We start from the raw sequence: 24,854 nt of genomic DNA, 5'->3' as shown, positions 1-24,854 counted from the left end.
GAAAATGATTAACTCTGAGGTTGTTTATGTCATCCAGAACGCCATATAAGGTGTTATGTGTTTGTTTGGGAAATATTTGTCGTTCTCCCACGGCAGAAGTGGTACTCAGACATTATTGTGATGAACAGAAACTCGATATTGTGGTCGACTCAGCAGGAACCAGTAATTACCATCCGGGGAAAGCACCTGATTTGCGTAGCCAGCAACATGCCTTAAAACGGGGTTATGATCTTTCTGGCCTGCGTGCGCGTCAACTCAAAACCCATGATTTTATTGATTATGATCTGATTCTAGCGATGGATCTGGAAAATCTGGCAGATATTCAGGCGCTCCAGCATCAGGCAGAGGCAGAATTCGGACGCCTGCGTGCTCAGGTTGCTTTAATGAGTGAACATGATCAGCTTTATCCAAAACAGGCTTTGCCAGATCCATATTATGGCGGGGCAGATGGTTTTGAACGTGTCCTGAACCAATGTGAGTCTAGCAGTCGGGCCTGGGTAGAAATTTTTAAACAACATCAAACAGAAAAGGTTTAAGTCATGCAGATTCAGACTCAGGTTCAACTTAAACCTTTTAATACGCTAAATCTCGAAGTGATTGCCGCTTACTACAGCCGGATCCAATCAACTGATGATCTGATTGCTGCACTGGAGTTTGCTGAGCAGCAACAACTGAATGTGCTGATTCTTTCTGGCGGTAGCAATATGTTATTGCCGGAACAGATTGATGCTCTCGTCCTGCATATGGATATCCAGGGCATTGAAATGCTAGAAGGAAATGAGCAGCATCAATGTCTGCGGGTAGGTGGGGGCCAAGTTTGGCATGACTTCGTACTCTGGACGACAGAACAGAAACTCTATGGTCTACAGAATCTGGCCCTGATTCCCGGACTGGTCGGCGCATCTCCAGTGCAGAATATTGGGGCATATGGTGTCGAAGTCGGCGAATTTATTCATGCGGTAGAGGTCTATGACCGTAAGCTGAAAAAATTTGATTCCATTCCTGCTTCAGACTGTCATTTTTCCTATCGTCATAGTATTTTTAAAGATGATCCAACACGTTATGTGATTACACACGTTACTTTTAAATTACTAAAACAGGCAAATCTGAAACTGAATTATGGTGATCTTAAAGCAGCGGTGGGTGGTAATCTCACAGCAGAAAACTTGCAGCAGCAGGTGATCCGGATTCGTCAGAGCAAACTGCCTGATCCTAAAGAATTTCCAAACGTGGGAAGTTTCTTTAAAAATCCTATCGTAAATCAACAGGTTTTTGACCGAATTGCTGTGCATTTTTCTAATTTGCCCCATTATCCGCAGGCCAATGATCAGGTTAAAATGGCGGCAGGCTGGCTGATTGATCAGGCAGGCTGGAAGGGGAAACAGCTTGGGTCAGTAGGCATGTTCCATAAACAGGCACTGGTTCTGGTGAACTATGGTCATGCTTCTCTGACGGATGTCCGTCAAGCCTATGGCGCAGTACAGCAGGCTGTCTGGGACAAATTCAAGATTATGCTCGAACCTGAACCGGTATTATTTGATTGTAAAGGCTTAATTCGATCTCATCAGGATAAATAACGTATATGAAAAACACCCATTGGATGGTCCGTTTAGTACAAATCGTCGCAGGACTGTTTGTATTTTTCGGCTGTCTGGTGATGTTGATCTATTCGCCATTTTATTCGCAGCTTGTGGTTAAGGGACTCAATCGATTTGTTTCCTTTGAAATTAACGAAGTTGCAGCACAAAGCCAGAAAATGGCTTCCTTGAGTGAAGATGATACGCTTGAACCAGGTTCTGATCAGTGGATTGCCCGTCAGGCTTATTTGCGTGTGATGGAGCAGGATATCCAGAAAAATCATTCGTCCAATCTGATGCTGATTCAGGCACGCTACAAGATACTGCAACAGATGATTGAAGAACATCAGCGTGAACAGCAGGAAGAAAAAGCAGAACAGAACCAACCTGCACAAGTGCCTTTATTGTCCCAGCAAGAACCTGTGGAAGCCGTTGACCCGACTCAGAAGGTCCGCGAACTGCTGGAATGGGATAGTAATGAAAACAAGGAACGGATTGAGCAATATATTGAATTCTTGACGACTCATCCTCTGGAAGATGAAGAAGCGAGTGCCGTACAGGTCACAGCGAAAGAGGAAATCAAGGAAGATCTGGCTTTACTGCAAGAACAGCAGCAACAGAAACCGGTAAATCAGTCTAAACCTTATGCCATTGTGGTCTTAGGTGGTGGTTTAACTTTACATGAAAATGGTAAGGACATTGTGGTCAATGACTATACCCGTTTGCGTCTGGAAACTACACTCGCAGTTGAAAAACAGTATCAGTTACCGATCGTATTGAGTGGTGTGGAAGCGCCGTATATGCAGCGCTGGTTACAAAATTACAATGTCGATGCCAAATTGCTTGAAGACCGCAGCATGAATACCTGTGAAAATACCCGTTTCAGCTCGTTATTATTGCAAAAAAAAGGTGGGGCACCGACTGTGATTCTGATTACCGACCGTTATCATATGCCGCGTACCCGTCGTCTGTTTGCACTGAATGGTATTCAAACGATTCCAGTGGAAGCACCGATGCCGAAGTCCTTGACCCGTTGGCGTCCAAGTCGACAAAATTATGATCATAGTCGCCGTGCCAATTATGAAATGCTGGCCACTATCCGCGATATGTGGTTTGGCTCCAGTGACTGTCGGGAGGTGCCTTAATGTCTGATATTCCGTTTTTAAACCCGACCATCCTGAAACAGCTGGATTTACCTGTGCCAAGCAGGGAAACAACGCCACAGCTTTTACAGCCCTTAAACTTGAATAGGGATGACCAGCCCACTATTGATCTGTTGTCTTATCGCAGACTGTATGGTTTTGATTTACTGGATTGCAAGCATTGGCAGGGCTATGTACAGATGCCGCTGTTTAAACTGCATGTGCAAGTATTTACACCTAATCTAGAAAATACCCGTTTTGACAAAATTCAGGGAACGGCGTTTCTATTACATGGATATCTGGAACATAGCGGAATTTATCAGCCGATCGTACGTGAGTTGCTGGAACAGGGTTTTAGCGTTCTAACCTATGATCTGCCGGGGCATGGTCTGAGTGATGGTTCATCTGCCAGTATCCAGAATTTTGACCATTATCAGCAGGTTTTGCATGCGGTATATCGCTATGTCAAACATGCCGAGCAGTTACCTAAACCATGGGTCGGTATTGGACAGAGTACCGGTGGTGCGATCTGGATGCATCATTTGCTCGAATTTGCAGAACGACGTGAAAATCCGTTTGTAGATCGCGTGCTGTTATTGTCACCGTTGATTCGTCCGGCTAAAACTGCCTGGTGGCATAATCCGCTCGGACTCGGCATTATCAGCCGGATCAAGCGTGAAGTACCACGTCATTTCCGTCGTAATAACCATAATCCTGAATTTCTGCGTTTTATCCGCCTCAAAGATCCTTTGCAACCCCGCATGATGGGCATGGACTGGATTCTGGCGATGTCACGCTGGATGCAGGAAATGGAAGCACGTCCAGCTTGCCGAATCCCTGTCTGGTTAGCTCAAGGTGCTCAGGATCAGACAGTGGACTGGCGTTATAATATTGAATTTATCCGTCGCAAGTTCCGCCTGCAAACTTTGTTAATGCTGGAAGAAGGTTCACATCAATTGATTAATGAACGCGCGGATATCCGTGCAGCATTAACAGGTTTAATTCCAGCCTTTTTACATGCGCATGGCAGTAAGACCTATTATTAGACTGTGACACTCTCAATTAAAAAAAGGCGTTTTAGTAAACGCCTTTTTCTTGTCTAACTCGATTAAATTTCACTTATTTTAAGTCTAAAAACTTTCCAATTTGGCCATATTCCACATACGAAAATAGAAATTTTCCTCATCTTTATTTTCGCAATGTAATAATTCACCTTCTTTAAGCCAGAAATGAATCTGGGCAAAGTTCTTGATTTCATGATTGCTGATTCGCTGTGCCAGATGATGCGGTTTAATAGCAGAAGGATGTTTTAAACCTGCTGAAGCGATTAGCTCAGACAGGGCATGCATTGTATTTTTATGGAAATAAAATACTCGCTCGGCCTTAGTCGGGACATGCAGGGCTTTTTGACGCTCTTTATCCTGAGTAGTGACTCCCACAGGGCATTGATTGGTATGACAACTTTGAGCCTGAATACATCCGACTGCAAACATGAATCCGCGCGCTGAATTAACCCAGTCAGCTCCAAGTGCCATGGTACTAGCAATATCAAAGGCACTGATAATTTTCCCGCTTGCACCAATTTTAATCTTGTCTCTCAATCCTGCACCGACCAAGGTATTGTGCACAAACAAAAGACCTTCTCTTAAAGGAGTACCCATATAGTCAATCAATTCAATTGGTGCAGCACCGGTACCGCCCTCAGATCCATCTACCACAATAAAATCAGGATAAATTTTGGTATGTAGCATGGCTTTCACCATACTCATAAATTGCCAAGGTTGACCCAGACAAAGCTTGAATCCGACTGGCTTACCTTCAGAAAGCTCACGTAGTTGTTGAATGAAATTCATCATTTCAATCGGGGTTTTAAACGCCGGATGTCCAGAAGGTGAGACACAGTCATGTTCACGGCTAATCCCGCGAATCTGAGCAATTTCTTCTGAAATCTTGGCTTTAGGTAAAATCCCCCCATGTCCAGGCTTGGCACCTTGTGAAAGCTTGATTTCAATCATCTTTACCTGAGGTAGCTTAGCTTTTTCTGCAAATTTTACCGGATCAAACTGACCTTCTAAGGTCCGGCAGCCAAAATAGCCGCTACCAATTTCCCAGACAATGTCACCGCCATGTTCCAGATGATAAGGGCTGATACTACCTTCACCGGTATCATGAAAGAATTTGCCTTTTTGCGCACCAAGATTTAAAGCCCGAACCGCATTGGCACTTAAACTCCCGAAACTCATAGCCGAGATATTCAAAATGGAAGCAGAATAAGGCTGGGTACATTGTTCATTGCCGATCAGAATGCGAAAGGTTTCTGGATCAGCAGGTCGGCAAGGGGTGAGGGAATGGCTAATAAACTTATAGTTTTCTTCATAGACATTCATGATTGAGCCGAAGGGCTTATCTGAATTTTCATTTTTGGCCCGTTGATACACCAGACTACGCTGCATACGTGAAAATGGCAAAGCATCCCGATCTGCTTCGATAAAATACTGACGAATTTCGGGGCGGAATTCTTCAAAGATAAAACGGAAGTGACCCATAATCGGATAATTTTTTAAGATTGAATGTCTGTTCTGCAAGACGTCATATAGGCCTAGCAGGCTCAGCAGAATACTAACGATCCATAGTGTATTTACTAAGGTTGCCGGCATAAAATAATAAATATAGCGCGGCTCATAACCGATATGAAAAATCGTAAAAATAACGGCGATGGTGATGCAGGCAAACCAGACTGAATGCCGTGAAAAGAAAGTATTAAGTAATTTGTGTCGTACTAATTGCGCAGGGTTAGCCATTATGAAATTAAATCCCTATTTCCACTACGATAGCGTTTAATAATGTGCAGAGCTTCCTGGCTTATACAAGCATAGAATTGTTTTTTAATTTTATAAACTTGCTGAAAGTCTTTTAATGGCCGCCATACTTATCTTCTAGATAGATAATAAATTTTCCAAATAATCTTCTATGGAAAAATTGTGCAAAAGGCATGCATTCTTTTTATTTCAAAAACAGGCTTAAGCGCTCTATCTTTTTATTTCAAAAATAGGCTTAAGCGCTCTATAGTGATTTTTATCCCCACAGCAGGAGTGTAAATTATGACAAAAAAATCGATCCGTTTTAATAATGCAGAGCTGGCTTGCTCATGTTGCCGGACTCTTTAATTTCTAATGTGACACATCCAGTCTGTTTTCTGGGGCAAGAGGAAAGCAGACTGGCTCAGTAACAGATCACCAGAGCAATAATAAAAATAAAATGATAAATTGATCAGGTCCCCAAAATGGGGACTTTTTTATTCTTTAGAAGAAGTTAAATCAATTTCCTCTACTTGGTAAACAGCATCTGCCACTATTTTTGGTTCGATATTTTTGATTTTATTGCCAAAACTTCGTAACCACCAAACCAGTTGTGAGGTAAAAGGCACAGTTGCGCTAATCAGGGCTATGCCATTTTCAATTTTTTCAATTTTTTGATCTTTGCTGAGCTGACTTTCTTCAAAATAGTGCGCATCAGATTCAGGCATGCTCAGTTGAAGCAATACATTTTCCGTTGGCTGGTTAAAATCGACCCGGAATCCTAAAGCGCCAGATTCAATATATTCATCAATATCAAAATTTACCGGGTGTAGGGCACGAGAATTCAGCACCTCTGCTGATTTAAAACGGTGCAGGGCAAAGGTCTGAATATCCGATTTATCATGACGGGTACAGACCAGATAGATAATTGAACCTTTTTGCACTAATGCCAGCGGATTTAAAATATAGGTTTTCTCTTCGCCATTATGACCACGACCCTGATAAACACATTCCAGCTGTTTGTCCTGTAACAGGCCTTCGTAAATCGCCTGTTGGGCCGTTTTATCAACGACAGGCGGAATAAGCGGTTGGGTAGCTGGCACGATTCTGACCCGGTTAATCCATTGTCGTACGTTATTTTGTGAAGACAGGCTGCGTCGAGCCAGATCAAACCAGGGATTCATTTCTTCAATCAGACTAGGTGGTAGCAAATGTTTCAGGTGTTCTTCCACCATCATAAAGGTCACCGCTTGCGAACTGGTCATATGCGGCAAGCTTTGAATTGGGGCATCTGAACGCCAGCGCCAGCCCTGGGGCGTGGTTTTACTGCTCTCAATCGGGAAACGCTGGGCAATCTGGTTCAGATCACGCTGAATGGTACGCAAACTGATCTCGATCCCTTCACGATTCAGGATTTCCTGGAGTTCACGGGTTCCCATCCATTTGCCGGTAGAAAGACGCGACAAGATTTGCCATTGGCGGTAAAGGCTATTGGAGGTTTCTTTTTCTTGTGCTGACATAATGTATTTTTACTGGCAATCAGTGGAAACAAATTAAATATGAGCTTACCACAATAAGAAATCTGGATTTTTTTCGCAAGTTATTCTGCGCAACAATTGTCCTACAATCCGTAAACATCTTGGTGAAAAATGATATTGAGTGAATAGGCACTTTGCTGGGTTAATACAGACTTCGAAACGGATGTCATGGCATGGATATTGCTCTGATTTTATTATAATAGATTACAATGACGAGGTTTGTATGCTAAAAGAAAGCCAGGATACAAATACTATTACAACAGTAGAAAATCATACTGCAGCAGATTTAAGCAAAAATTTTACAGATACTACAGCACTCAATATTTCAATTAAGCACAGTCCGCATTTTTTATACCAAGAGATTTCTTCGAAATTTTTCAATGAAATGCGTAATCATCAGGTGATGAACAGCCAGGCAGGTCAACGAATTGAAGAATGGCTGTCACAGCATACATTAGATGAACTGAATCAGCTAAATGAAGTGGCAAAAGAACATTTTCTCTATGACGGTATTACATTTACCGTGTATGGAGATGAGCAAGGCACTGAGCGGACTATTCCTTTTGATGTAATTCCCCGGGTGATTGCTCGTAAACAGTGGAATATGGTGGCACTCGGTTCAGCACAGCGCGTTCGAGCCTTAAACCTGTTTCTACATGATATTTATCATCAGCAGGATATTCTCAAAGCCAATATTGTCCCTGAGCTTCAGGTACTCACCCATGAGGCGTATCAGCCGCATATGTATCAGCATCATTTGAAAGGCAGTATTTATAGCCAGATTAGCGGGATTGATATTATTCGGGATTCCAAAGGCGAATTTTATGTACTGGAAGATAACCTGAGAACGCCATCTGGTGTGTCCTATATGCTGGAATGCCGCAAGATCAGCCAGAAGTTAATGCCAAAAGTGTTTGAGCAATCCAATATTGCCGGTATTGAACAATATCCAAAACTCTTAAAAGAAATTCTGGCGGAAAGTGCCTATACCGATAATCCATTCATTGTGGTTTTGACTCCGGGTCGTTTCAATAGTGCGTACTATGAACACGCTTTTCTTGCAAGGGAGATGGATGTGCCTTTAGTGACATCACGTGATCTTTTTGTTGAGAACTCGAAGGTTTATGTAAAAACGATACGTGGGCGTCAACAGGTTGATGTTATTTATAGAAGGGTCGACGACGCCTATCTTGATCCACTGTGCTTTAAACCAGACAGTACTTTGGGTGTTCCGGGCTTAATGTCCGCATATTTACAGCATAATGTTGTAATCACAAATGCACCGGGTACAGGTGTGGCAGATGATAAATCGATTTATCCTTATGTCGATAAAATGATTCATTTTTATTTGGGTGAAAAACCGATTTTAAATAATGTTCCAACCTACCAATGCCGTAATCCGGAAGATCTGGACTATGTGTTGACAAATTTGGATCAGCTGGTCGTCAAGGAAGCACAAGGTTCTGGCGGTTACGGCATGCTGATTGGGCCACAAGCCTCTCAACAGCATATTGATATTTTCAGAGATAAAATTTTAGCTGCGCCGCATTTATACATTGCGCAGCCAACTTTGGATTTGTCGGTCAGTCCGACTTTAAGCAATTTTGGTATTGCTGAACGACATATTGATCTGCGTCCTTTTGTCTTGAGCTCACCCTACCGTACTGAAATTGTGCCAGGTGGTCTGACTCGGGTAGCCATGCAGGCAGGCTCACTGGTGGTCAACTCATCGCAAGGCGGCGGGATCAAAGATACTTGGGTAGTCGACAACTTACATTCATAACATTCCAAAGAAGGATAACGTCATGGTTTTGTTAAATACCAATGCGCAACATATTTTTTGGTTAGGCCGTTATTTATCTCGTACCCAGTTTTTATGTTCGCATTTTCCATTTTTAGATGATGAAGCCGCTGTGGCTTATGCACATGCTTTCTGTTTGCCTGCGTTTGATGCCAGTTCATTAAATGAGCTGGTTCTGGATAGTACCCAACCGACTTCATTTACCCAACAGTTTCAGGTGGCAAAAGACAATATTCAGGAATTACGCGGTGTATTGTCTGGCAAAGCCTATTCCGAACTACTGAAACTGATTAAAACTGCGGATCAGAATGCCGGTTATATCTGCGATGTCGTGACAGATTGTGCTGAAATTCTGGAAGCAGAATCATCAGATGTATTTCTGTTTTTCAGTCTGGGCCAATGTCTGGAACAGCTTGATCAGCAGTTACGTCTCGGTGAGGATACTACCCGTACCTTATGTAAAATTGATTATATTGTGGATACGCTCTGTGAGATTGGCTGGGGCAGTGTAAAGCAATACTGGACACAGTTACGTGCTGCACCTGATCTGAAGCAGTTTTATCAGTTTAGTGATCATATTCATCGCTTGTTCGAGGCTGATGTATGAAATTGATGGTGAATCACCAAACGCAATACACGTACACAGCCGAGGTGAGGAACAGTATTCAGTACATCAAAATGATGCCTTCCACCAATGAACATCAGAAGGTGCATTATTGGGATGTCAGTGTACCGGGTCAGAAAGTGATTCGGCATGATGCCTTTAAAAATTTCTGGATGACCAGTACACAGCGTGAATCCTATCATAGCCTGATGATCATGGCACAAGGCATCGTTGAGCTAAATCTCGCGCATGAGCAGGGCTTAAATGATTCCTTAAATCCATATCTATTTTTACAGCCAACAGAAGCCACAAAATGCAATGCAGAGATGAAGGATTTTGTAGAGCAGCATGTTCCAGCACTAACTCGTAAACATTTAATCAGCTTGGCCCAAGCCGTACTCGAACATGTTCCTTATATATCAAATAGTACTACGGTACAGGGTTCTGCGATTGATGCTTTTGAAGCACGTCAGGGCGTCTGTCAGGATCACAGTCATATTTTTATCGCCATGTGTAAACATTTAGGTTTACCATCACGTTATATATCAGGTTATCTTTATGCACAGAATGCCTCACATCTGGCGAGTCATGCTTGGGCTGAGGTATTTATTGAACAGGCATGGTACTGTTTTGATGTGAGTAACCTGTTATTTACGCCTAGTGCGCATGTCTATGTTGCGGTGGGACGCGACTATTGGGATGTTGCACCGGTACGTGGTGTAAGAGAAGAAGGCGGTGAGGAATCCATGTATTCCATCGTCCAGGTACTAGGATGTTAATTCATTAATAAGGACAAAAAATGACGTATTGTTGTGCCCTTCGTTTAGAGCAAGGTATGCTATTTATCAGTGATACACGTACCAATGCTGGTGTGGATCACATTTCGGTATTTCGAAAATTATATACCTTTGGGGTAGATGGGGAACGCGTTATCGTACTCCAGGCCTCCGGAAACCTGGCAACAACACAGGCAGTGATCGGACATATCAGAAATCAGCTGGAGCTCAGGCAGGAACCGAATATCCTGAGTTTACCGACCATGTTTGATGTCGCGGAACTGGTGGGTAATACGCTCAAAAAAGTAATTGCCAATGTGACGGATGATAGTTTAGAACAAAGTACTTACTATTGTAATTTTCTGGTCGGCGGCCAGATTAAAAATCAGGAAATGCAGCTTTATCATATCTACCCGCAAGGTAATTTTATTTGCGCGACACGGGATACGCCATATTTCCAGATTGGTGAAAGTAAATATGGTAAGCCGATTCTGGATCGTGCCTTGACCTATGAGATGCCACTCGATGAGGCATTACGTTGTTCTCTGATTTCTTTTGCCTCTACCTTACGTTCAAATGTATCTGTCGGTATGCCGCTGGATGTACTTGTCTATAAAAAAGACAGCTTAATGATGCCAAAGGGTAAGCGTATTGCTGAAGACGATGAATATTTTACGGATATCAGTCGACAGTGGTCAGAAACTTTAAAGAAAGGCTTGGCGGAATTACCTACACCATCGAATGATTATTTCTTATAAGATTTATAGAAATAAAAATAAGTATTTTTTATAAGAATTAGTAAAAATTGACTGCTTAGTGTACAGTGCTAACTTCTATACGATATTGCATAGATAAGAATAGAGGTTAGCCGCATGTACCAATTTTGTTACGCCAGTGAAAGTACCTCGTCCAAAGCCGACTTACTTCAAGATTTAACGGATATCCTTAAAGAAGCACGTGATTTTAATCATCCTAATCAAATAACAGGGGTGCTTTATTTTGCTGATGGACATTTTTTCCAGTGCCTGGAAGGGGAATGTCTGGTTTTAAAAGCTTTACTGACAGAGAGACTGTCTAAAGATTCACGCCATAAAAATATTAAACTATTTGAAACCAAAGAGATTGAGCAGCGTACTTTTGGCGACTGGTCAATGAAATATATTTCTAAACGTAGTTCTATTCAACAATTCTGCCAAGAAATGGGATTTGAGGTTTTTACGCCTAATGATTTTAACCAGGAACAAGTAGATGCTTTATTATTTGAACTGTCATTAATCGAAAATGAAGAGCAAAAATCAGCTTGAATGCTGACTTTATAAAAAAACCCAATTTATATTGGGCTTTTTTATTTTTGGCTAGTTTTTCTTTAAACTAGTTTGCGTACCGGGCGGGCAGACATACGGCAAAGCAATTCATAACCAATGGTGCCATTGGCCTCAGCCACATCATCGACCAGACGGGATTTGCCCCATAGTTCGACTTCAGTACCCAATTCCAGATTTAGGTTAGTCGCATCAATGGCAATCATATCCATTGCGACACGGCCAATCACACGGGTTTGCTGGCCATGAATTACAACATAGTTCTGTTTCGGGAAAGCTCGTGGATAGCCGTCACCATAACCGATAGAAACAATGGCTAAAGTCATATCTTGATCAGCAGTGAAAGTAGAACCATAACCGACATGTTCACCCGCTTTGATGTTGTTTAGTGCAATCACTTCGGCAGTAAAAGTCATGACTGGTTTTAGATCTAAATCATGTACAGTCTTGTCTGCAAATGGAGTCGCGCCGTAGAGCATGATGCCCGGACGAACAAAGTCAAAATGCAATTCTGGATATTTATAGATCGCAGCTGAGTTACAGCAAGAACCCATTAAAGGTGCGCAGTCATTCTTCACTTCCAAGAACTGCTGGATTTGCTGTTCATTGAGAGGATGTTCCGCATCAGCATTGGCAAAGTGCATCGCCAGCACGCAGGTAAAACCTTCTGCTTTTAATTGATTGATCACATTTTTAATCACATCAATTTTAAAACCAAGACGGTTCATACCGCTGTTGAGTTTTACCCAAACTTTTAGGCCTTTCGCAATATAGGCTTCTTTATTTGCCAGTAACCAGTCCAGTTGTGGCTGATGATGCACAATGACTTCAATATTCTGATCGATCACAACCTGCATTTCATCTGCAGAGAAAATGCCTTCGATTAGGGTAATGGGTTGCTGGTAGCCGAGTTCACGAATTTCCAGGGCTTCTTCCAGACAGGCGACACCAAAGGCATCACTATCTTTTAAGGCTGCTAAGCAGTCTTTAATTCCATGTCCGTAAGCATTGGCTTTGACCATGCTGACGATTTTAGCGGTTGGGGCAAGTTGTTTGACACGGTTTAAATTATATTGCAGTGCTTCACTGTCAATATAAACTGTAGCTTGGCGCACCCTAGATACTCCTGCGGGATGACAAAAATAATATCGTGTGGAACACACAAAACAGGGAGAGAAATAACAGGATTGTGAAAACAAAAGCGGTCATTTCAAAATTGTGAATATTGTAGACCTATCTACTATAAATGGACATGCTCATTTATATAATTTCATGCACAGCAAGCATTCTAAATAAAAAAGAGACCATTTCGGCCTCTTTTCTACACTCAGATCAAACTTGAATACTTACTCTTCATCATCATACTGGGCATAGAACTCAGGAGAGAGGTTACTGAAACGGGTATATTGACCTTCAAATGCCAGACGTACGGTACCAATTGGACCATTACGCTGTTTACCGATAATAATCTCGGCAGTGCCGGCTTCTTTCGATTCCTTGTTATAAACCTCGTCACGGTAAATAAACATGATCAAGTCGGCATCCTGTTCGATCGCACCAGATTCACGAAGGTCAGACATCACCGGGCGTTTGTTGGGACGGTTTTCTAGAGAACGGTTCAACTGTGATAAGGCAATGACTGGACATTGCATCTCTTTGGCCAAGGCTTTTAAGCTTCGAGAAATTTCCGAGATCTCGCCTACACGGTTATCACCCATACCCGGTACTTTCATCAATTGAAGATAATCGACCATGATACAACCGAGCTTACCGCCATGCATTTTGGCAATACGACGCGCACGCGCACGAACCTCAGTCGGTGGTAGTGCAGAGGAATCATCGATATAAAGATGCTTTTCCTGTAAATGCACAATGGTACTAGTCACTTTTGACCATTCATCGCTGTCCATTTTACCAGCACGTAAGTGACCTTGATGCACCCGGCCGAAAGAGGAAATCAAACGCATCGCAATCGAATCCGCTGGCATTTCCATCGAATAGACCAGTGCAGGGAGGTTGTTGTTAAACAGCACGCTTTCGACCAGGTTCATGGCAAAGGTGGTTTTACCCATAGAAGGACGGGCTGCGACAATAATCAGGTCGCCAGCCTGCATACCGGAAGTTTTATTGTCCAGTTCCACGAAACCGGTGGTCAGACCGGTAATTGAACCTTCAAGCTGAGAAAGTTCATTTAGCTTATCGAATACGTCTGCGACAACGGTATTAATGGCTTTTGGGCCTTGAGCCTTGGCATTGTTATTATGTTGTTCGGCAATCGAGAAAATATTAGTTTCAGCCAGATCTAGAATTTCACTCACCGGACGGCCTTTAGTGTCATAGGCATTCTGTAAAATTTCAGAGCTGACCTTGATCATGCTACGTAAAGTAGAGAACTCTTTAATTTTGCCGGCATAGGTTTCCAGGTTATAGAAACTCGAAGGCGAATCAGCCATCAGCTGCATTAAATATTCTTCACCACCGACCGCATCGAGTAAGTTCTGCTTGATCAGCCAGTCATGAACCAGTACTGCATCATAAGGCGAGTTTTCTTTAGAAAGCTGTTCAATGGCACGGAAGATATATTTATGCCGGGTCGCATAAAAATCATTTTCGGTAAGTACATCGCCGACTTGTTCAAAAGATTCAGCCACAGTCATAAGGGCAGCAAGTACAGCCTGTTCAATCGCTAAATTGTGCGGGGGAGTACGGAACTCCTTAAGTTGGGTATCAGCAACAATTTCTGGTTTAGCGGTAGGTGCCTTTTTGCTGGCATTCGCCTGTGACATATAAATCCCTGATTTTAAATACAATGGTTAAATATTGTCGGAGATGAATAAGGTTTATTCACTACGAGATGAAATGATACGCGGTCTGATCCAAAATGCGAAGTGCAATTTTTTGTGAACGCGAAGAATAAATTGAATTTTCTACTGTTGAGCAGATTATATTTTTTAGAGATAAAAAAAGAGCATGCCAAAGCATGCCCTTTTTTCGGTGAGAAATTACTCAGCTACGATAGTAACCAGAACTTCTGCAGCAACATCATGGTGCAATTGGATTGCGATGTTGAATTCACCAGTGTTGCGAAGTGCGCCATTTGGAAGACGAACTTCAGCACGGTCAACTGTAAGACCAGCATTTGTCAACGCGTCAGCGATGTCACGAGTACCGATTGAACCGAACAGTTTACCTTCATCACCAGCTTTCGCAGTGATTACGATGTTTACTTCGTTCAATTGGTCAGCACGTGCTTGAGCAGCAGCTAATACTTCAGCTTCTTGTTTCTCAAGTTCAGCACGACGAGCTTCAAAAGCAGCAGTGTTAGCTTCAGTAGCTGCAACTGCTTTACCTTGAGGGATCAAGTAGTTACGGCCGTAACCAGCTTTAACTGAAACTTTATCACCAAGTTTACCAAGGTTTTTAATGCGTTGTAATAAGATAATATCCACAGCTCAACCTCACTTATGATTGTCAGTGTAAGGGATCAAAGACAAGTAGCGAGCTTGTTTGATAGCAAGTGCTAGCTGACGTTGGTAACGAGCTTTAGTACCTGTAATACGGCTAGGAACAATCTTGCCGTTTTCAGTGATGTACTGTTTTAAAGTGTCGATATCTTTGTAATCGATGTACGTAACGTTCTCAGCTGTAAAGCGGCAGAACTTGCGACGACGGTAAAAACGTGCCATGTTAGGTTCTCCTTATGCTTCAGCAGAGTCTTGAGCTTGTTGTGCTTCTTCACGTTGAGCTTTACGCGCACGTTTTTCTTCAGCACTCTTAGCCAATAGTGACTCTTCAGTGATAGCGTTTTCACGACGGATGATAAGGCTACGAATGATTGCATCGTTATAACGGAACAATTCTTCTAGCTCATCAAGAGTAGTTTGACCACACTCAACATTCATCAGAATGTAGTGAGCTTTGTGGATCTTGTTGATTGGGTAAGCCAATTGACGACGGCCCCAGTCTTCAAGACGGTGGATTTGACCTTCAGCTTCTTTGATGTGAGTTAGGTAACGTTCTACCATACCCACAACTTGATCGCTTTGGTCTGGATGTACCAATAGTACGATTTCGTAGTGACGCATTGTCAGCTCCTTACGGTTTAAACAGCCCCAATTTAAGTGAAATTGAAGCAAGGAGTCACAACCTTGGTTGTGTCGCATAATATGCGAAGCGTGAAGTTTAGTGGTTTTGGGGCTGAAATACAAGCAAATCTTGCCAGATGATGAATGTTTAAGCAGGTAAGGAAGTAAATGAAAAAATTTACAAGAGGGAAATTTCTAGAAGAAACACAGTTACTTTAAGTAAGCTTGAAAGGAATTAGGTATTTAGCAGGAGAAATAAAAAAGATAGAGTAAAACTCTATCTTCTTAAAAGAATATGATTGGATTCTGCGGGGCAGTAGAAGTAAAACTGAAAATAATACTGATCACGGTAATTAGTTTAACCGAGAACATGAAATACTGTTTTGCCCATGCCTGATTATCTTCAGCTTTAAAGCCCTGAATACTGAGATAGATCCAGTAAAGCGTCATCAGATTTAATACCACCAGATAGATCCAGTTTGCATAACCATAAACAAATAAAGCATTCATGGTAATTCCGAACAATATCACGTAGATCAAAGATTCGATCTTGGTACGTCGAATTGAACGGGCGACAGGCAGAATTGGAATGCCTGCATTTTTGTAATCTTCAAAACGATAGACTGCAATTCCCCATGAATGGGGCATTTGCCAGAGTGCATACCCTAGAAAAATTAAAAGGGCACCCAGGTCAAACTGGCTTGCAACTGCGGTATAACCGATCACAGGCGGTGCTGCGCCAGAAATACTGCCTACCAGTGTTTGGTGAATAGTTGTTCGTTTTGTCCATAAGCTGTAAAAACCAACGTATACGACAAAACCAATAACTGCGAATAGGAAAGCGTATGCATTTACCCACAACCATAAAATGCCAAAACCGATCAGGCCCAATACAAAAGCAAAGGCGAGAGCAACAGGTACAGAAATGGTTTTTTTGACAAGTGCGCGATTTTGCGTGCGCTGCATTTTTTGGTCGATGTCCTGATCAATAACGTTATTGACCACACATCCTGATGCCACTACGAGAGTAGTACCAATAAGAGTAAGAAGCAGGAGAAGGAAATCTACAGAACCTTGAGTGGCTACGAAGTAGCCACCCAAAGTGGTAACAAAGTTACCGAAGAGAATTCCTGGCTTAGTCAGGAATAAATACTTTTTCAGCATGACAACCAGTTTAGATCATCATGTTGTAGTGTAAGTAGTTCATGATCCATACAGAACCCACTAAAAGAATAGCGATGGTTAAGATGGTATACACAAATGCAATTACGTTCCAGCGTTGCTCTGAAGAAGAGTTCATGTGCAAGAAGTAAATTAATTGCACAAGAATCTGAGCGACTGCAGTAATTGCAATAGCAGTAATCAAGATACCGCGGCTAAAACCACCTGCCATAACCATACCGAATGGAATTACAGTAAGGACAACAGACAGGATGAAGCCAACAGTATATTGCTTCATGTTACCGTGTGATTCGCCAGCAGCGTTATGATCATGACTCATTATAGAACTCCCATCAAGTAAACTACGCTGAATACACAGATCCATACGATGTCAAGGAAGTGCCAGAACAAGCTTAGGCACGCAAGACGACGAGTGTTAGGTAGAGTCAAACCATATTTCTTGATTTGAATCATTAACACGATCATCCATACCAAACCTGAAGTCACGTGGATACCGTGCGTACCTACCAGCGTAAAGAACGAAGACAGGAACGCAGAAGTGCTAGGGCCATGACCAGCATGAACTAAATGATTGAACTCATAAAGTTCCATACCGATGAAGGCAGCACCAAATAACCAAGTGATCGCTAACCAGGTAAGAACCTGACTAACGTTTTTCTTGTAGGCAGCTAGAACGGCAAAACCAAAAGTTACGGAAGAGATCAAGAGGGCAAACGTTTCAGTTAAAACGAAGCCTAATGAATCACCAAACAGATCACGCGCGCTTGGAGTGCCTAGTGGAACGTGGCTACTTAAAACAGCGAATGCAATGAAGAGTGTACCGAAAAGGATAAGGTCACTCATCAAGTAAGTCCAGAAACCAAAGACAGTGATGTCAGTATCATCGTGATGATGATGCTCATCGTGTCCGTGGTTATCGTGATGAAGTACTTCAGCCATGGTCTTAGTCCTTCTTCAAGTGTTTTTCAAGGATCGCATAACGTTCACCTTCAATACGCTCAACTTCAGCAGCAGGAACATAGTAATCCACTTTCTTGGTGAAAGAAGACACGATGAAGCTGATGATAGCTGCTACGAAAGTAACCGCTACTAACCACCAGATGTGCCAGATTAACGCGAAGCCCATAACAGTAATGAACATTGCGATAATGAAACCAGCAGCACGGTTAGTCGGCATATGGATATCTTCGTACTTCGTAGGTTTTGCATAAGCAACACCGTTTTCTTTCTCGATCCAGAAAGTATCAATACCATTGATCTTTGGAAGATGAGCAAAGTTATAGAACGGAGCAGGAGAAGATGTAGCCCATTCAAGCGTACGACCATCCCATGGATCGCCAGTCAAATCTAGACGTTGATCGCGTTGTAGGAAACCAACAACGATTTGCATGATGAAACATACAATACCAAGTGCTACAAGAACTGCACCGAACATTGCGATGTTTACATACGGATCCCAGTCTGGGTTATCAAATGTATTCAGACGACGAGTCATACCCATGAAACCAAGGATATAAAGTGGCATGAATGCAAAGTAGAAACCGAAGAACCAGAACCAGAATGCTGCTTTACCCCAAGTCTCATTCAGTCTCCAACCAAACATTTTCGGCCAGTAGAAGATGATACCCGCGAACATCGCGAATACTACACCACCAATAATTACGTTATGGAAGTGAGCGATCAGGAATAAAGAGTTATGTACCAAGAAGTCCGCTGGTGGAACTGCCATCAATACACCTGTTAAACCACCGATACCAAAAGTCACAAGGAAGCCAAGTGTCCATAGCATTGGGGTAGTGTAAACGATACGACCCTTGTACATGGTGAACAACCAAGAGAAGATTTTCACACCAGTAGGAATCGCAATAATCATGGTCATGATACCGAAGAACGCGTTAACGTTGGCACCTGCACCCATGGTAAAGAAGTGGTGAACCCATACAACGAATGACAATACTGTAATTGCAACTGTTGCATACACCATTGATTTATAACCGAACAATGCTTTACGAGCGAAAGTCGATACAACTTCAGAGTAAATACCAAATGCTGGCAATACCAGAATGTATACTTCTGGGTGACCCCAAGTCCAAATCAAGTTCACATAAAGCATTGGGCTACCGCCTAGCTCGTTTGTGAAGAAGTGGAAGCCGAAGTAACGGTCAAGAGACAGCATTGCAATAGTAGCAGTCAACACTGGGAATGCTGCGATAATCAATACTGCTGTACATAAAGATGTCCAGGTAAAGATTGGCATTTCCATCAGTTTCATGCCAGGCGCACGCATTTTGATGATGGTAACGAAGAAGTTAACACCCGTTAATAGCGTACCCAGACCTGAAATCTGCAGTGCCCAGATGTAGTAATCCACACCGACGCCAGGAGAGTATTCAATGCCTGATAGTGGAGGATAAGCCATCCAACCAGTCGCAGCGAATTCACCAATCGCAAGTGAAGCCATCATCAGACCCGCAGCACCAGCGAACAGCCAGAAGCTTAAAGAGTTCAATAATGGGAATGCAACGTCACGTGCACCGATTTGAAGCGGTACAGAGATGTTCATTAAGCCAACAACAAGACCCATTGCCACGAAGAAGATCATGATCACACCGTGTGCGGTGAAGATCTGGTCATAGTGTTCTGGGTGCAAGTAGCCTTCGCCGCCACCTTTTGCAAGGAACTGCTGAAGACGCATCATGATCGCATCGGCGAAACCACGTACCAGCATGATCACTGATACAAAGATATACATGATACCAATTTTTTTATGGTCTACAGATGTGAACCATTCGTTCCACAGGTAGCCCCATTTTTTGAAGTAGGTAATACCTGCAACAACTGCGATACCACCTAAGATCATCATTGCAACAGTTACCAGTACGATTGGATCGTACGGAATTGCATCTGGACCTAACTTACCTAAGAAGCTCATGAATTATTCTCCTTGAGAAGCAGTCGCATGTTCAACATCTACATGTGCTTCAGAAGCAGCTGCTTCCTGGTGAGCAACAGAAGACGCTGAGTGATCAGCACCGTGATAGTTACTCATGTAGTTATTGATCACAGATTCAAACAAACCTTGCTCAACAGAAGAGTAGTAAGTCACTGGATGTGGCTTAGTTGGGTAAGGCTTCATTGCTTCAGCAGCAGCCTTCTCTTCAGGAGTCGTAGCTTTTGCAATAATCGCTTCGATTTGGTGTTTACCACGGTTACCGTCACGCAAGCTTGCAAATTCAGCTTGGTCTAAAACAGTTTTTTGAACTGCTTCTGGATTTACTGAAGTACCGTTACCTGCTTTAACTGCAGCTACCCATTCAGCAAACTGAGCATCAGTCACAGCATGTGCACGGAAGCGCATTTGTGAGAAGCCATAGCCTGAATAGTTAGAAGAGAAACCGCGGTAGCCTTCAGCTGGGCTAGTTTCGTCTGCCATTAAGTTCAGGTGAGTTTGCATACCCGCCATTGCATAGATCTGACCACTTAACGCAGGGATGAAGAATGAGTTCATCGTGAAGTTAGAAGTCAAACGAAGACTTACCGGAGTTTTCTCTGGGAAGCGAATTTCGTTTACAGTCGCAATGTTTTGTTCTGGGTAGATGAAGATCCATTTGAACTGTTCAGCAATAACCTGAACTGTTAATGGTGCTTTATCTGCCTCAAGTGGGCGGTATGGGTCGTACTTGTGGGAACCCCACCAAGTTAACCAAGCTAAAATACCAATAATAATGACAGGGATACCCCAAACTACAATTTCAATCGCAGTAGAGTGTGCCCATGTAGGTTTATAGTCTGCGTCTTTATTCGATGCGCGATATTTCCAACCGAACCATAATGCCATGATAATTGATGGAATTACCACCAATAGCATTAAGTAAATCGCAGTCATCATCAGGCTACTTTGGCCTTCAGCAACTGGACCCTTAGAGTTCAGAAGTACTAGATCACCACCACACCCTGTTAAAAGTGCAGCCATCGTTGATAAAGACAATACAGCTAAAATCGTTTGTCTCATTTTACAACCTCGGTGAAGAGTCCCATTCCCTAATTTAATATGGGATAGCGATTAAAGTGTCGCATGATAAAAGAGGCCGTTTTTTTACAAAACACCCTTCTAATCATAATACACCGCTACGTTGTAGGGCATTATGCCTGATATTGCCAAACTAAGCTATATATAAAGGTGCTTTAAATGACTGTAATAAAAACCGATTTTGTCGGTCGAGTTTCAAGAATATTTATAGGAATTTTATTGTAATTTCAAAGTTATGTAGGAAAATGGGATGCCAAAACATCCCATTTTATGGCATAACTAATTATTGTTTAACGACTTGAGTTTTTGCCAGTTTATCGTGCACGGTTTGACGTTTTTGCCCTAAACCGAACGCCCAGTCAATGATTGTGCTGAGTGGCATGAAGATAATATTCAGGAAAATAAAGAACACACTGCGAATAGTGAAGGCACGCATCAAGCTGGTTTTTTCACCAGTCTCAGCATCTACGATCTTAATTTTAGTCAGTTTTTTACCGATACTTTGACCCGATTTGGCAATCAGAAAAGCCTGAATAGCGAGCATGATCACCAGGTAAATTGCAGTCGCAATCCATGCCTGCTGTGAAAACATGTCAAACATCTGAGTCTGTAGCTGCTGTGCCAAAGCAGGGTCAGCATCACTACTTAACATCACATTCATAAATTCCTGGTTCAGTTGTGCGAATTGGGTTTCCTGTTCAGGAGTAAAAAATGCGGTCAAAATAAACGTCGCAGGCAGCCATAAAAGCAGATCCACAATCTTGGCTAAAATACGGCTTGGAATACTCGCCAGTTCTTTTTTTGCTGCAACATTTTGAGAGCTGCGGGCACGAAGATGGTCTGTACTTAACTCATTTGCGTTCTGTGGAGCCTGATAGGCAGGTGTCGCTGGCATTTCTGGTGCTACATAGCCTTCAGGCTGATAGATCAGTTTCCCTTGGGTGAGTTCACCTAAAGCTTTCCATTCGGTCATACCTTGATGCCAAGCCAAATCAGTCAGAAGTACCTGTTGGTTGGCAAGCATCTGATTTAATTGCTCGAGCGTATATGGGCCAGCTTGTTGATTATTTCGTGCCAAGTAAATCTGCATATAAACTGAATCTCAAAATATAAATTTAGACAAAAATTGAACTAGGAGTTTAAGTATTTTCAGGCTGAAAACAAATAAAAGAATATAAGTGTAATATATGGATAAGTTTAGGATTTTCAAGAATGTTCATCACCAAATTCCTCCATAATTGAGACAGTGTAGCAAGGATTGATGATTTTGCTATCAAGATGTGAAAATTCACTTAAATTTAATTATGCAATTTTTTCTCATGCTGTTTGTTGGTATTTGTTTGTCATTACACTAAGAAGCTTATGCTTATATAAATAATTTGATTTCAGCTAAATCAAAAAACATATGATTAACCGCTTAACTATGAATGTGATTAAGACAGTATCTAGGTAATATTGAGAACATAAAAAAAGACCCTATGAAAGGGTCTTTTCTTATAGAGCGAATTAAGCCTTTTGAGCTTTCTCTTCAGACAGGAAGAACCAGGTATCCAATACTGAGTCTGGGTTAAGAGATACAGATTCAATACCTTGTTCCATCAGCCATTGTGCAAGATCTGGGTGGTCAGAAGGACCTTGGCCACAGATACCTACATATTTGCCTGCTTTACGGCAAGCATGGATGGCCATAGAAAGAAGCGCTTTTACTGCTGGATCACGTTCATCAAACAAGTGAGAAACAATACCAGAGTCACGGTCCAGACCAAGTGTTAATTGAGTCAAGTCGTTTGAACCGATAGAGAAACCATCGAAGTGTTCAAGGAACTGTTCAGCTAACAAAGCGTTAGTTGGCAATTCACACATCATGATCACTTTAAGACCATTTTCACCACGTTTCAGACCGTTTTGACCTAATAGCTCAATAACACGTTTAGCTTCAGCAACAGTACGTACGAACGGGATCATGATTTGAACATTAGTCAGGCCCATTTCGTCACGAACTTTTTTCAGTGCACGGCATTCAAGTTCGAAGCAGTCACGGAAGTTGTCAGATACATAACGGCTTGCACCACGGAAGCCCAACATTGGGTTTTCTTCTTCAGGTTCGTACAGTTTACCGCCGATCAGGTTAGCGTATTCGTTTGACTTGAAGTCAGACATACGTACGATCACTGGTTTGTCAGCGAACGCAGCGGCAAGAGTAGAGATACCTTCAACCAGTTTTTCTACATAGAATTCGATTGGAGATGCATAACCTGCAGTACGGGCAAGTACAGCAGCACGAGTTTCACGTGGCAGACTATCGATGTTCAATAGGGCTTTAGGATGCACACCGATCATACGGTTGATGATGAACTCTAGACGAGCAAGACCAATACCTTCGTTCGGAATTTGCGCGAAGTCAAATGCACGATCCGGGTTACCTACGTTCATCATGATTTTGAACGGAAGTTTTGGCATAGATTCGATAGAGTTGGTTTGGATTTCGAAATCCAATGCACCTTCGTAGATGAAACCAGTATCACCTTCAGCACAAGATACAGTTACTTCCTGACCGTCAACCAGGACTTCGGTTGCATTACCACAACCTACGATAGCTGGAACACCAAGCTCACGTGCAATGATTGCAGCGTGACAAGTACGACCACCACGGTTAGTTACAATCGCAGCAGCACGTTTCATTACTGGTTCCCAATCCGGGTCAGTCATATCAGATACAAGTACATCACCGTCTTGTACTTTGTCCATTTCTTTAATTGAAGTTACGATGCGGACTTTACCAGAACCGATACGTTGACCGATTGAACGGCCTTCACAGATTACAGTACCACGTTGTTTTAACAGGTAGCGTTCCATCGTGCCGACATTTTCACGGCTCTTCACAGTTTCAGGACGCGCCTGAACGATGTAGATTTTGCCGTCATCACCGTCTTTCGCCCACTCGATGTCCATTGGAGAACCGTAGTGGTTTTCAATGATCAGTGCTTGCTTAGCCAATTCTTGCAGTTCATGATCGTTCAATGCAAATTGTTGACGATCCGCTTTTTCTACATCAACTACAACAACTGATTTACCCGCAGCGGCTTCTTCACCATAAATCATTTTCTGGTGTTTAGAACCTAAGTTACGGCGCAGTACAGCGTGTTTGCCTGCATTTAGAAGCGGTTTTGAAATATAGAATTCATCCGGGTTTACTGCACCCTGAACTACCATTTCACCCAAGCCATAAGAAGCTGTAATGAATACTGCATCACGGAAGCCTGATTCAGTATCTAGAGTGAACATTACACCAGCAGCACCAGTTTCTGAGCGAACCATACGTTGTACGCCTGCAGAAAGAGCAACCACGTCATGCGCAAAGTTTTGGTGTACACGGTAAGAGATCGCGCGGTCATTGTACAAAGATGCAAACACTTCTTTGATCGCGATCAGAACGTTATCGATACCACGAATGTTCAGGAAGGTTTCTTGCTGACCTGCGAAAGAAGCATCAGGTAAGTCTTCTGCAGTCGCAGATGAACGAACGGCAACCGCGATGTCAGGGTTGCCGTTTGAAAGTTCTGCAAAAGCTGCACGAATTTCCTTTTCCAGTTCAGCAGTAAGTGGAGTTTCCACAATCCATTGACGAATCTTTGCACCAGTTTCAGCAAGTGCATTGACGTCATCAACGTTAAGTGCAGCAAGCTCTGCATTGATTTTAGCGTTTAGGCCACTTTGCTCGAGAAATTCACGATAAGCAGCAGCTGTTGTTGCGAAGCCACCTGGTACTGATACACCAGCATTAGATAAGTGGCTGATCATTTCGCCCAGAGATGAGTTTTTCCCACCTACAAGCTCAACATCGTGCTTCCCTAATTTTTCTAGACCAATTACGCGCGCTTCCAAAGTTGTTACTCCACTTTTGCAGTATTAATCACTATCTTGGCATGAGAGTATAGCAAATCTTCTAGGTTTTTGATTTTACTAAGCGACAGTCATGTAAGATCGGTTTACTATAAA

Annotated in this window: 23 protein-coding genes; 9 read left to right on the top strand and 14 right to left on the bottom strand. The window is 42.5% G+C overall.

Annotation, left to right across the window (positions count from 1 at the left end; all coding sequences use genetic code 11):
* The first annotated feature begins 26 nt into the window (after window positions 1-26).
* From FTV25_RS03425 to FTV25_RS03410, 4 genes are read left to right on the top strand one after another with little or no spacing between them, the layout of a single operon-like run.
* Window positions 27-536 (top strand): low molecular weight protein-tyrosine-phosphatase, encoded by a 510-nt coding sequence (locus FTV25_RS03425; protein WP_180002224.1) that lies wholly within the window; start codon window positions 27-29, stop codon window positions 534-536.
* 3 nt (window positions 537-539) lie between these two features.
* Window positions 540-1,577 (top strand): UDP-N-acetylmuramate dehydrogenase, encoded by a 1,038-nt coding sequence (murB, locus tag FTV25_RS03420; protein ID WP_180002225.1) that lies wholly within the window; start codon window positions 540-542, stop codon window positions 1,575-1,577.
* Window positions 1,578-1,582: 5 nt separating this feature from the next.
* Complete coding sequence (locus FTV25_RS03415; RefSeq protein ID WP_180002226.1) at window positions 1,583-2,722, top strand: YdcF family protein; 1,140 nt, start codon at window positions 1,583-1,585, stop codon at window positions 2,720-2,722.
* On the top strand, window positions 2,722-3,765 hold the full coding sequence (locus FTV25_RS03410) for an alpha/beta hydrolase (protein WP_004783902.1): 1,044 nt from the start codon (window positions 2,722-2,724) through the stop codon (window positions 3,763-3,765). Before FTV25_RS03415 ends, FTV25_RS03410 begins: the two co-directional genes overlap by 1 nt.
* A gap of 84 nt (window positions 3,766-3,849) precedes the next feature.
* On the opposite strand, the gene FTV25_RS03405 is transcribed toward FTV25_RS03410, so the two are convergent.
* A complete protein-coding gene (locus tag FTV25_RS03405) occupies window positions 3,850-5,520 on the bottom strand; it encodes an FMN-binding glutamate synthase family protein (protein ID WP_004783900.1) in 1,671 nt (556 codons plus the stop codon).
* A 494-nt stretch (window positions 5,521-6,014) separates the two neighbouring features.
* A complete protein-coding gene (locus FTV25_RS03400) occupies window positions 6,015-7,037 on the bottom strand; it encodes a YafY family protein (protein WP_180002227.1) in 1,023 nt (340 codons plus the stop codon).
* 241 nt (window positions 7,038-7,278) lie between these two features.
* Between FTV25_RS03400 and FTV25_RS03395 the strand changes: the two genes are divergently transcribed.
* The 5 genes from FTV25_RS03395 (at window position 7,279) to FTV25_RS03375 (ending at window position 11,540) form a co-directional block, all read left to right on the top strand.
* On the top strand, window positions 7,279-8,838 hold the full coding sequence (locus FTV25_RS03395; protein ID WP_180002228.1) for a circularly permuted type 2 ATP-grasp protein: 1,560 nt from the start codon (window positions 7,279-7,281) through the stop codon (window positions 8,836-8,838).
* Between the two features lie 22 nt (window positions 8,839-8,860).
* The gene (locus FTV25_RS03390) at window positions 8,861-9,463 is read left to right on the top strand and encodes an alpha-E domain-containing protein (RefSeq protein WP_004783892.1); all 603 of its coding nucleotides are present in this window, start codon (window positions 8,861-8,863) and stop codon (window positions 9,461-9,463) included.
* The gene (locus tag FTV25_RS03385) at window positions 9,460-10,239 is read left to right on the top strand and encodes a transglutaminase family protein (protein WP_180002229.1); all 780 of its coding nucleotides are present in this window, start codon (window positions 9,460-9,462) and stop codon (window positions 10,237-10,239) included. The genes FTV25_RS03390 and FTV25_RS03385 overlap by 4 nt, the downstream gene beginning before the upstream one ends.
* Window positions 10,240-10,259: 20 nt before the next feature.
* On the top strand, window positions 10,260-10,994 hold the full coding sequence (locus tag FTV25_RS03380) for a proteasome-type protease (RefSeq protein WP_180002230.1): 735 nt from the start codon (window positions 10,260-10,262) through the stop codon (window positions 10,992-10,994).
* Between the two features lie 114 nt (window positions 10,995-11,108).
* Complete coding sequence (locus tag FTV25_RS03375) at window positions 11,109-11,540, top strand: BLUF domain-containing protein (RefSeq protein WP_180002231.1); 432 nt, start codon at window positions 11,109-11,111, stop codon at window positions 11,538-11,540.
* Window positions 11,541-11,602: 62 nt separating this feature from the next.
* On the opposite strand, the gene alr is transcribed toward FTV25_RS03375, so the two are convergent.
* The 12 genes from alr to ppsA form a co-directional block, all read right to left on the bottom strand.
* Complete coding sequence (gene alr, locus FTV25_RS03370; RefSeq protein ID WP_180002232.1) at window positions 11,603-12,673, bottom strand: alanine racemase; 1,071 nt, start codon at window positions 12,671-12,673, stop codon at window positions 11,603-11,605.
* Between the two features lie 231 nt (window positions 12,674-12,904).
* Entirely contained in the window at window positions 12,905-14,344 is a 1,440-nt protein-coding gene (dnaB, locus tag FTV25_RS03365; RefSeq protein ID WP_004783882.1) for a replicative DNA helicase, read from the bottom strand.
* Window positions 14,345-14,560: 216 nt separating this feature from the next.
* The gene (rplI, locus tag FTV25_RS03360) at window positions 14,561-15,007 is read right to left on the bottom strand and encodes a 50S ribosomal protein L9 (RefSeq protein ID WP_004783880.1); all 447 of its coding nucleotides are present in this window, start codon (window positions 15,005-15,007) and stop codon (window positions 14,561-14,563) included.
* A gap of 9 nt (window positions 15,008-15,016) precedes the next feature.
* The gene (gene rpsR / locus FTV25_RS03355; RefSeq protein WP_004278792.1) at window positions 15,017-15,244 is read right to left on the bottom strand and encodes a 30S ribosomal protein S18; all 228 of its coding nucleotides are present in this window, start codon (window positions 15,242-15,244) and stop codon (window positions 15,017-15,019) included.
* 12 nt (window positions 15,245-15,256) lie between these two features.
* Window positions 15,257-15,643, bottom strand: a complete 387-nt coding sequence (rpsF, locus tag FTV25_RS03350; RefSeq protein WP_004696436.1) for a 30S ribosomal protein S6 — start codon at window positions 15,641-15,643, stop codon at window positions 15,257-15,259.
* A 285-nt stretch (window positions 15,644-15,928) separates the two neighbouring features.
* A complete protein-coding gene (gene cyoE / locus FTV25_RS03345) occupies window positions 15,929-16,807 on the bottom strand; it encodes a heme o synthase (protein WP_180002233.1) in 879 nt (292 codons plus the stop codon).
* Window positions 16,808-16,817: 10 nt separating this feature from the next.
* A complete protein-coding gene (locus FTV25_RS03340) occupies window positions 16,818-17,147 on the bottom strand; it encodes a cytochrome o ubiquinol oxidase subunit IV (protein WP_171064814.1) in 330 nt (109 codons plus the stop codon).
* Complete coding sequence (gene cyoC, locus FTV25_RS03335) at window positions 17,144-17,764, bottom strand: cytochrome o ubiquinol oxidase subunit III (RefSeq protein ID WP_166134969.1); 621 nt, start codon at window positions 17,762-17,764, stop codon at window positions 17,144-17,146. The genes FTV25_RS03340 and cyoC overlap by 4 nt, the downstream gene beginning before the upstream one ends.
* A 4-nt stretch (window positions 17,765-17,768) precedes the next feature.
* Window positions 17,769-19,757: a cytochrome o ubiquinol oxidase subunit I gene (gene cyoB / locus FTV25_RS03330; RefSeq protein WP_166134966.1), complete on the bottom strand. Its 1,989-nt coding sequence runs from the start codon at window positions 19,755-19,757 to the stop codon at window positions 17,769-17,771.
* Between the two features lie 3 nt (window positions 19,758-19,760).
* Entirely contained in the window at window positions 19,761-20,837 is a 1,077-nt protein-coding gene (gene cyoA / locus FTV25_RS03325; protein ID WP_005236020.1) for a ubiquinol oxidase subunit II, read from the bottom strand.
* Window positions 20,838-21,138: 301 nt separating this feature from the next.
* Window positions 21,139-21,945, bottom strand: coding sequence for an RDD family protein (locus FTV25_RS03320; RefSeq protein WP_179992467.1), 807 nt, complete (start codon window positions 21,943-21,945; stop codon window positions 21,139-21,141).
* 416 nt (window positions 21,946-22,361) lie between these two features.
* Window positions 22,362-24,740, bottom strand: a complete 2,379-nt coding sequence (ppsA, locus tag FTV25_RS03315) for a phosphoenolpyruvate synthase (protein ID WP_004783865.1) — start codon at window positions 24,738-24,740, stop codon at window positions 22,362-22,364.
* Between the last annotated feature and the right edge of the window lie 114 nt (window positions 24,741-24,854).

Origin of the sequence: Acinetobacter sp. YH12249 (assembly GCF_013417475.1) — a bacterium.
GTDB lineage: Bacteria > Pseudomonadota > Gammaproteobacteria > Pseudomonadales > Moraxellaceae > Acinetobacter.
This window is presented reverse-complemented; position numbering and strand designations above follow the sequence as displayed.

Coding starts and splice junctions, on each gene's coding strand:
- FTV25_RS03425 (WP_180002224.1), top strand. CDS start 27: ATGTCATCCAGAACGCCATATAAGGTGTTATGTGTTTGTTTGGGAAAT.
- murB (WP_180002225.1), top strand. CDS start 540: ATGCAGATTCAGACTCAGGTTCAACTTAAACCTTTTAATACGCTAAAT.
- FTV25_RS03415 (WP_180002226.1), top strand. CDS start 1,583: ATGAAAAACACCCATTGGATGGTCCGTTTAGTACAAATCGTCGCAGGA.
- FTV25_RS03410 (WP_004783902.1), top strand. CDS start 2,722: ATGTCTGATATTCCGTTTTTAAACCCGACCATCCTGAAACAGCTGGAT.
- FTV25_RS03405 (WP_004783900.1), bottom strand. CDS start 5,520: ATGGCTAACCCTGCGCAATTAGTACGACACAAATTACTTAATACTTTC.
- FTV25_RS03400 (WP_180002227.1), bottom strand. CDS start 7,037: ATGTCAGCACAAGAAAAAGAAACCTCCAATAGCCTTTACCGCCAATGG.
- FTV25_RS03395 (WP_180002228.1), top strand. CDS start 7,279: ATGCTAAAAGAAAGCCAGGATACAAATACTATTACAACAGTAGAAAAT.
- FTV25_RS03390 (WP_004783892.1), top strand. CDS start 8,861: ATGGTTTTGTTAAATACCAATGCGCAACATATTTTTTGGTTAGGCCGT.
- FTV25_RS03385 (WP_180002229.1), top strand. CDS start 9,460: ATGAAATTGATGGTGAATCACCAAACGCAATACACGTACACAGCCGAG.
- FTV25_RS03380 (WP_180002230.1), top strand. CDS start 10,260: ATGACGTATTGTTGTGCCCTTCGTTTAGAGCAAGGTATGCTATTTATC.
- FTV25_RS03375 (WP_180002231.1), top strand. CDS start 11,109: ATGTACCAATTTTGTTACGCCAGTGAAAGTACCTCGTCCAAAGCCGAC.
- dnaB (WP_004783882.1), bottom strand. CDS start 14,344: ATGTCACAGGCGAATGCCAGCAAAAAGGCACCTACCGCTAAACCAGAA.
- rpsR (WP_004278792.1), bottom strand. CDS start 15,244: ATGGCACGTTTTTACCGTCGTCGCAAGTTCTGCCGCTTTACAGCTGAG.
- rpsF (WP_004696436.1), bottom strand. CDS start 15,643: ATGCGTCACTACGAAATCGTACTATTGGTACATCCAGACCAAAGCGAT.
- cyoE (WP_180002233.1), bottom strand. CDS start 16,807: ATGCTGAAAAAGTATTTATTCCTGACTAAGCCAGGAATTCTCTTCGGT.
- cyoC (WP_166134969.1), bottom strand. CDS start 17,764: ATGGCTGAAGTACTTCATCACGATAACCACGGACACGATGAGCATCAT.
- cyoB (WP_166134966.1), bottom strand. CDS start 19,757: ATGAGCTTCTTAGGTAAGTTAGGTCCAGATGCAATTCCGTACGATCCA.
- cyoA (WP_005236020.1), bottom strand. CDS start 20,837: ATGAGACAAACGATTTTAGCTGTATTGTCTTTATCAACGATGGCTGCA.
- FTV25_RS03320 (WP_179992467.1), bottom strand. CDS start 21,945: ATGCAGATTTACTTGGCACGAAATAATCAACAAGCTGGCCCATATACG.